1 protein-coding gene is annotated in these 1,082 nt (G+C 52.1%); it reads right to left on the reverse strand.

Features of this window, described 5'->3' with window-relative positions; genetic code table 11:
• Positions 1–13: 13 nt before the first annotated feature.
• Positions 14–982, reverse strand: a complete 969-nt coding sequence (locus tag NE637_RS15290; RefSeq protein ID WP_256267789.1) for an IS30 family transposase — start codon at positions 980–982, stop codon at positions 14–16.
• Between the last annotated feature and the right edge of the window lie 100 nt (positions 983–1,082).

Here is a 1,082-nt window from a genome sequence, read left to right on the forward strand (position 1 = left end):
CGCGGTTTCAAGTTCAAAGTGCAACACCCAGTCCTTGGGTATTGGCGTCTTCTAAAAAAACTTCATAGGGTGTCTTAAACCCAAGGCATTTTCTAGGCCGCCAGTTCAAGCGGCACATTGCCGCTATGATCTCATCTTGCGTGACCGATGCCAAGCTTACCCCCTTGGGGAAGTATTGGCGTAGAAGGCCATTGGAGTTCTCGTTCAAGCCACGCTCCCACGAATGGTAGGGGTGCGCAAAAAATCCCTGAGCCTCGAGTGTAGCTGACACATCGGCATGGTAGCTGAACTCCTTGCCGTTATCATAGGTAACAGTCTGAACAAAGTCCTTAATGGGTGTCAAGAGTCCTTCAATGACCCGCCTTACTTCGCTGGCGCTTTTGTTGGGAGCCTTGCCAAACAGGAAAAGACGACTTTTACGCTCTGCAAGTGTCACCAAAACGGGGCCTCCTTTACTGCCTTCAACGGTATCAGCCTCCCAATCACCAAGGCGTGAGCGCTCGGCAACAATGGACGGGCGTATGTCTATGCTGATACGCCCCTTGATTTGACCTCGTCTGTCGGGTTTGCCATATCGTCGTTTGCGTTTGCGCTGGCAGCGCAAATGGCTGTGCAGCGTTCCTCCTCGTTTTTTGTCCGCCAGAATGTACTGGTAAATCCATTCATGACTGAGGGCAAAACCTTTGCGTTTGAGAACTCCAGAGATTTGCTCCGGACTGAAGTCCTGGTGCAGACACTGTTCAACATACGTCCATACCTCAAGGCCAATGCGCTTCTTCCCTTTACTGGTCTGCCTTTTCTGACTGCGCTTGTGTGCCTGCCTGTAGCGGTAGCCACGCGCCCCGGTATTTCGCGCAAGTTCGCGGCTTACAGTTGAGACGCTACGGCCTATCGCTTTGGCTATGGCCCTCAGTGACGTTCCACTTTTCACTGCCTGGCAGATGTAGTACCGTTCTTCCCTGGCAAGGTGTGCATAGCCCATACGCCCCTCAATCTTTGGTTGGATGGAGAGGCTAAAGGGCTATACCACCTTGCCTTTTCATTCAACTTTGAGGGTGTTGCACTTGCAAGTTGAATCCGCC

It is taken from the genome of Desulfovibrio desulfuricans, assembly GCF_024460775.1.
Classification (GTDB): domain Bacteria; phylum Desulfobacterota; class Desulfovibrionia; order Desulfovibrionales; family Desulfovibrionaceae; genus Desulfovibrio; species Desulfovibrio desulfuricans_E.